Source organism: Megasphaera intestinihominis (assembly GCF_040096415.1).
GTDB lineage: Bacteria > Bacillota > Negativicutes > Veillonellales > Megasphaeraceae > Megasphaera > Megasphaera intestinihominis.
The window spans coordinates 1-6,802 of sequence record NZ_JBBMEU010000091.1; the positions used below are offsets into that span (position 1 = coordinate 1).

The 6,802-nt window shown below is 55.8% G+C and carries 5 protein-coding genes and 1 riboswitch; of the genes, 3 read left to right on the top strand and 2 right to left on the bottom strand.

Features of this window, described 5'->3' with window-relative positions:
• Together WMO23_RS10525 and hypD are read left to right on the top strand one after the other, a co-directional pair.
• Positions 1–416: radical SAM protein (locus WMO23_RS10525; RefSeq protein WP_494337469.1), on the top strand; the 416-nt coding region annotated here is incomplete at its 5' end.
• 16 nt (positions 417–432) lie between these two features.
• Entirely contained in the window at positions 433–2,850 is a 2,418-nt protein-coding gene (gene hypD, locus WMO23_RS10530) for a trans-4-hydroxy-L-proline dehydratase (protein ID WP_292107165.1), read from the top strand.
• Positions 2,851–3,014: 164 nt separating this feature from the next.
• Here the strand turns inward: hypD and WMO23_RS10535 are convergent, their stop codons facing one another.
• Both WMO23_RS10535 and WMO23_RS10540 read right to left on the bottom strand, forming a co-directional pair.
• The gene (locus tag WMO23_RS10535; RefSeq protein WP_292298879.1) at positions 3,015–3,890 is read right to left on the bottom strand and encodes a phosphoribosylaminoimidazolesuccinocarboxamide synthase; all 876 of its coding nucleotides are present in this window, start codon (positions 3,888–3,890) and stop codon (positions 3,015–3,017) included.
• A gap of 264 nt (positions 3,891–4,154) precedes the next feature.
• On the bottom strand, positions 4,155–4,877 hold the full coding sequence (locus tag WMO23_RS10540; protein ID WP_292262609.1) for an SIMPL domain-containing protein: 723 nt from the start codon (positions 4,875–4,877) through the stop codon (positions 4,155–4,157).
• A gap of 150 nt (positions 4,878–5,027) precedes the next feature.
• A riboswitch (TPP riboswitch) is annotated at positions 5,028–5,131 on the top strand.
• Positions 5,132–5,210: 79 nt separating this feature from the next.
• On the opposite strand from WMO23_RS10540, the gene thiC reads away from it, so the two are divergent.
• A complete protein-coding gene (thiC, locus tag WMO23_RS10545; RefSeq protein WP_020311363.1) occupies positions 5,211–6,512 on the top strand; it encodes a phosphomethylpyrimidine synthase ThiC in 1,302 nt (433 codons plus the stop codon).
• The last annotated feature ends 290 nt before the right edge of the window (positions 6,513–6,802 follow it).

Genomic DNA, 6,802 nt, shown 5'->3' on the forward strand with positions numbered 1-6,802 from the left:
CTGTTCCCTTTACGGCTTTTGAACCGGTCCTGCCTTATACGGACTTCTTCCTTTACGACATGAAGCTCTTTGACGCCGAACGCCACCGACAATATATGGGCCAGGGCAATTGGCAGATACTGGAGAACATGAAGCGCCTCAGCGACGCCGGCGCCGGCCTCTATCTGCGGCTCATCATGGTCGACGGCGTCAATACCGACGGGGACCGGGATATCCGGCCCTTCCAGGACTGGCTCCAGGCGCAGCAGATACGCGTGGAAAGAATCCATCTCCTGCCGTACCATGAGCTGGGACGCCATAAATATGAGGCCCTGCATCGGACGTTCCAGCCGTTCCATGCCCCGTCAGGGCAGGCCTTGGAAGCCATCCGGCAATCTTTTGCTGTACTCGGTTATGATACCGTCATCGGCGGTTAGATAGGAGGGAATTCACATGGCAACAGCTTTGAAAGAACAGAAATTCGTGGAAGGTATCCGGGGATGTACGGACCGTATCCGCCAGCTGCGGGAAGAAAGCGTTCACGGCGCCGTCCCGACGATTTCCATGGAACGGGCCGTGCTGCTGACCGAAGCGTACCAGCAGTACGAAGGGACTTGTTCCATTCCCGTCCTGCGGGGCAAAGCCTTTTACTATCTCATGGCCCATCGGACCCTCTATCTGGGACGGGGCTCGCTCATCGTCGGCGAAAAGGGGCCGAAACCCTGGGCGGCACCGACCTTTCCGGAACTGTGCTGCCATACCCTGGAAGACTTCGACACCCTGAACAGCCGCGAACGGGTCTTCTTCAGAGTGACCGACGAAGATAAGCGCATCCAGCGGGACGTCATCATCCCATACTGGAAGGACCGGGCCATGCTGACCAAGATGAACGGCCTGCTGCCCCGGGCATGGCAGAAATTATTTGCTGCCGGTATGTTCACGGAATTCCTGCAGCAGCGCGGTCCGGGCCATACCGTGGCCGATGGCAAGATATACTGGAAGGGCTATGGCGATTTCCTGCGGGACATCCAGGAACGCCTGGCCAGCCTCGATTTCAATAACGATATGGATGCCCTGGAAAAACGGGACGAATGGGAAGGCATGGCCTGGGTCTGCCGGGGCATGATCCTCTTGGGGAAACGCTATGCCGCCCTGGCCCGGGACATGGCGGCGAAAGAAAAAGACCCGGCCTGGCGCCGGGACCTGCTGGATATCGCCGCCGTCTGCGACGTCGTCCCGGAACACCGGCCACAGACGTTCCGCCAGGCCATCCAGATGTACTGGTTCACCCATATCGGCGTGACGACGGAAATGAACAACTGGGATGCCTATTCGCCAGGCAAGTTCGACCAGTATCTGGAACCTTTCTATGACCGGGACCTGGCCGAAGGGCGCCTGACCCGGGACGATGCCAAGGAGCTCCTGGAAGCGCTGTGGATCCAGTTCAATAACCAGCCGGCACCGCCGAAAGTGGGTATTACCCTCAAGGAAAGCGCGACGTATACCGATTTCTGCAACATCAATACCGGCGCCCTGCGGTCCGACGGGACCTGTGGCGTCAGCGATGTAAGCTATCTCATCCTGGAAGTCATGGACGACATGCGCCTCCTCCAGCCGAGCTCCAACGTTCAGATTTCCCAGAAGACGCCGGAACGCTTCCTGCGGAAGGCTCTGGAAATCTCCCGCAAGGGCTGGGGCCAGCCGGCGTTCTATAACAGCGAAGCCATCGTCCAGGAACTGATGTATCTGGGCAAATCCCTCGATGATGCCCGGGCCTGCGGCATTGCCAGCGGCTGCGTCGAAGCCGGGACGGCCGGGAAAGAAGCCTATGTCCTGACGGGCTATCTCAATATCCCCAAGGTCCTGGAACTGGCCCTGCATCGCGGCTATGATGCCTATACCGGGGAAAAGGCAGGTATCGACGTCGGCGACCCGTTGCAGTTTGCGTCATATGACGATGTATGGCAGGCTTTCCTGAAAGAACTGAAATACGTCGTCGATGTCAAAGTGGTCGGCAATAACCTCATCGAACGGCTCTATATGCAGTACATGCCCGTGCCGCTGCTGTCAGTCATCACCGACGACTGCATTGCCAATGGGAAGGACTACAATGCCGGCGGCGCCCGATATAACACGAGTTATATCCAGTGTGTCGGCATTGCGACCATTACAGATTCCCTGGCCGTGCTGAAACAGCAGGTCTTTGAACAGCGGCGGTTCACCATGGAAGACATCATCACCGCCTGCGACCGGGACTTCGACGGCGACGATGCCTTGCTCGACGTCGTCCTCCATCATACGCCGAAGTACGGCAACGATGATGACTACGCCGACGCTATCCTCCACGACGTCGACCGGGCTCTGCAAGCAACTATTGCCGGCAGGCCGACGCCGAAAGGCTCGAAGACGGTCGTCGAATTCCTGCCGACGACGTGTCACGTCTACTTTGGCCAGGTCATGGGCGCCAGCCCTAACGGCCGCCGGGCCCATGTGCCCCTGCCCGATGGTATTTCGCCGGAAAAGGGCGCTGATACCCACGGACCGACGGCGGTCATCAAGTCCTGTGCCAAACTGGAACAGCTCAAGACTGGCGGCGCTCTGCTCAATCAGAAATTCACGCCGTCCGTCGTCGCCGGCCCGAAAGGCCTGGCTTGCCTGGCTGCCCTGGTCCGGTCGTACTTCACCATGGACGGCCATCACATCCAGTTCAACGTCGTCGACAGGGAAACCCTCCTCGATGCCCAGCGCCACCCGGAACAATACGAAAACCTCATCGTCCGCGTCGCCGGCTACAGCGATTACTTCAACAACCTGGACAAAGCCCTGCAGGACGAAATCATCAACCGCACTGAACAGAGCTTTGGGGCGTAAAAAAGACCGTGCATAATGGTTTCTGCCATCATGCACGGTTTCTTTTTTTTGTTTTAAATTGTTGTAAATTTTTTTCATTGTAGGGGCTCGCACGTGGCGACCCCTACAGTGCCAAAAGCGAGTTCACAAGATTCGCGGCGGGCCTTAGAGCCACGAGCCACGAACTACTTGTCGAAGGCTTTCCCAGTGAGCATTTCGTAGGCTTCTTTGTATTTGGCAATGGTCTTGTCGATGACGTCCTGGGGCAGGAGGTAGTCGCTGTCCGGGTTGGCTTTGAGCCAGTCACGGACGAACTGTTTGTCATACGACGGCTGGCTCTGGCCGGCTTTGTAGCCTTCGAGGGGCCAGAAGCGGGAGCTGTCCGGCGTGAGCATTTCGTCGCCCAAGACGATATTGCCTTTGTCATCGAGGCCGAATTCAAACTTCGTATCGGCAATGATGATGCCTTTGGAGAGGGCGTATTCAGCACATTTTTTATACAGGGCCAAGGTGTAATCGCGGATTTTTTCAGCGTATTCCTTGCCTTTTCCCGGGAAGGTCTTGTCGATGAAAGCAGCGCCTTCTTCGAGAGAGACGTTTTCATCATGGTCGCCGAGTTCGGCTTTCGTGCTCGGTGTGAAGATCGGTTCCGGGAGTTTTTCTGATTCTTTGAGACCTGCCGGCAGTTTGATGCCGCAAACGGTGCCATTCTTCTGATAGCTTTCCCAGCCGCTGCCAGTGATGTAGCCACGGACGATACATTCCATGGGAATCATAGTCAGTTTCTGGCATTTCATGCTGTTGCCGATGAACTGTTCCTGCTGGAAGAATTCCGGCATGTCAGCGTTGTCGACGGAAATCATGTGGTTCGGGATGATATCCGACGTCATATCGAACCAAAACTTGGACATCTGCGTGAGGATGGCGCCCTTTTTGGTGATTTTGTTCTTAAGGATGTGGTCGAAAGCGGAGATGCGGTCCGTTGCGACCATGATAATGCTGTCACCTGCGTCATAGACTTCGCGTACTTTACCGGATTTAAAAGGGGTGTATTCTTTCATCTTGTCTGGCCTCCATGATTCAGAACTTATTTTATTATGGTAGAACAGTATTATCATAGCATATTTTGGGGAAAGAAAAAAGGTTTTGTCATCAAAGGACAAAACCTTTTTTTCGTGGCTCGTAGGGGACGCCCAGAGGGCGTCCCGCAAATCATGTGTGATGTGTATATAATAACTCTTCTGGACGGGCGCCCCACGTGGTCGCCCCTACAATGCGGTTTGTGAGGCCACGTGGTCGTGCTTACGATACGGTCGCGGTCCGGCTTACTGCAGATAATAAGTCAGGCTGACGCTTTGGCTGAGGGTGTTGGTGCCGGCTTCGACTGGTGTCGAGTCGGCTTCCATCTTGTTGACGGCCCGCAGGCTCATGGCAGCGCCGTAGACGCGGCTGTACGACGGGCTCGTACCGGAAATGTTGATTTCCTTGACGGCACCGAGCTGGCTGCCAGCGGCTTCAGCTGCGGCCTGGGCAGCGCGCTGACCGTTGTGGACGGCTTCTTTGATCAGGTTTTCCTTGATCTGGTCGGCGTGTTCATTGGTAAAACGGACGTTGTTGATCTGGTTGGCACCGAGGCTGCCGGCCTTGTTGATGACCTGCGATACCATAGTGAGGTCGGTCAGTTTGACTTCCAGGCTGTTGGTCACCGTATACGACGTGACTTTCTGGCCCTTCATGTCATAGTTCGGTGACATATAGAAGCCCGTGGTCTTCATGTTTTCCGCTGGGATACCCATGGCCTTCAAGGCATTCGTGACCTGGTTCATGGCCAGATTATTCTTGGTCCGGGCCTGCTGGGCATCGGCGTCGGTACTGGTTGTGCCGATAGTGACATAAGCCGTATCCGGGGCGACTTCTTGCTGGGCATAGCCCGTGACGGTAACGACAGACGGTTCCGGACCAGCTGCCAGGGCCTGGGGCGCAGCCAGGACCAGGGACGATGCCAGCATAGCGGCGACGACAAGGCCTTTCAAGGGTTTATATTTCATAAGTTAAGACCTCCTTTTTAAGATATTCCTATTATACCACGGCAGGGGGATGTACGTCTATGTGGGATAAAATGGCGAAATTGTCTATGATAAATGTTACGAAAGTGTTGCATTTTTTTTCGCGGCGTACTATAATAGCCACAGATACATAGAAAAAGCTAGGGGAGCCTTCGGGCTGAGAAAAGTGACGGATTACACTTGACCCTTTACCTGATGCGGGTAATGCCGCCGTAGGGAAGCTTTACGGGATTATAAAGCTCACCTGCGGAGGACCGCCAGGCGAGCTTTTTTTATTGCATTAAGGATTATTTTTATATAGGAAGGATGTTTGTAATGGATTACACAACACAGATGGACGCTGCCCGCAAAGGCATCGTCACGCCGCAGATGAAGATTGTCGCTGAAAAGGAACACATGCCCGTTGAAAAACTCATGGCCCTCGTCGCCAGCGGGAAAGTCGCCATTCCGGCCAACAAAGTCCATACCAGCCTGTCGCCGGAAGCTGTCGGCCAGGACTGCCGCACGAAAATCAATGTCAACCTCGGCGTTTCTCCGGAACACAACAACCATGAAGAAGAACTGCAGAAAGTCCAGAATGCCATCGACATGAAAGCAGAAGCTATCATGGACTTGTCCAATTTCGGCAAGACCCGTGACTTCCGCCGCAAACTGGTCAAGATGTCTACGGCCATGATCGGCACGGTCCCCATGTACGATGCGGTCGGCATGCTGGAAAAAGACTTGAAAGACATTACCGTCGATGAATTCTTCTCCGTCGTCGAACAGCACGCAGAAGATGGCGTCGACTTCATGACCATCCACTGCGGCATGAACCGCAAGACGGCACAGCGCATCAAAGACAACCCGCGCCTGACCAACGTCGTTTCCCGCGGCGGTTCGCTGCTCTTCGCCTGGATGGAAATGAACAACCAGGAAAACCCGTTCTACGAATATTATGACCGTCTCCTCGACATCTGTGAAAAATACGACGTCACCCTCAGCCTCGGCGATGCCTGCCGTCCAGGCTGTACCCATGACGCTACCGACGCCGCTCAGATCGAAGAACTCATCACCTTGGGCGAATTGACCAAACGCGCCTGGGCCCACAACGTCCAGGTCATGATCGAAGGCCCGGGCCACATGGTCCTCAACGAAATCGCAGCCAACATGAAGATTGAAAAACGCCTGTGCCACGGCGCTCCGTTCTACGTCCTCGGGCCCTTGGTCACGGACATCGCACCGGGCTATGACCACATCACCAGCGCCATCGGTGGTGCCATCGCCGCTTCCTGCGGTGCCGACTTCCTCTGCTATGTCACACCGGCTGAACACCTGCGCCTGCCGACCGTCGACGACGTCAAGGAAGGCATCATCGCTGCCCGCATCGCAGCCCACGCTGCCGACTTGGTCAAGGGCATCCCGGGCGCTCAGGAATGGGATGACGCCATGAGCAAAGCCCGCGTCGACGTCGACTTCGACAAGATGATTTCCCTGTCCATCGACCCGGAAAAGGCCCGCAGCTATTACGAATCGAGTAAACCGGAATGTGAAGGCACCTGCACCATGTGTGGTAAGATGTGCCCGGCCCGTACGATGAAACGCATCCTCGCCGGCGAAGACGTCTCCATCCGCTAGGCTCCAACCTAAATTTACCTCATAGATACTGAAAAAGGCCCGTCGCCAGATGACGGGCCTTTTTCAGGTACAGACCGCCGACCTGTAGTAGGGGCTTCCACGTGGGAAGCCCGCTAGAGAGATTTGACCACAGCCTATACAGTTTTGATGGTATATTTTTACGAATCACGAACGACGGCCTTTTCCACGAGCCGAGGGTCACTCGAGGTGATGTTGTTACGCTGAATCTGTTGCCGCGCAGCGGCATCTGAGCCCGAGGTGGCCTGGGGGGGGGGGGGGGGGGGGGGGGG

What these genes read in the sequence shown, in the direction of transcription:
- WMO23_RS10535 (WP_292298879.1), bottom strand. Translation starts at nt 3,890, where the DNA reads ATGAAAGAATACACCCCTTTTAAATCCGGTAAAGTACGCGAAGTCTAT.
- WMO23_RS10540 (WP_292262609.1), bottom strand. Translation starts at nt 4,877, where the DNA reads ATGAAATATAAACCCTTGAAAGGCCTTGTCGTCGCCGCTATGCTGGCA.
- thiC (WP_020311363.1), top strand. Translation starts at nt 5,211, where the DNA reads ATGGATTACACAACACAGATGGACGCTGCCCGCAAAGGCATCGTCACG.
- hypD (WP_292107165.1), top strand. Translation starts at nt 433, where the DNA reads ATGGCAACAGCTTTGAAAGAACAGAAATTCGTGGAAGGTATCCGGGGA.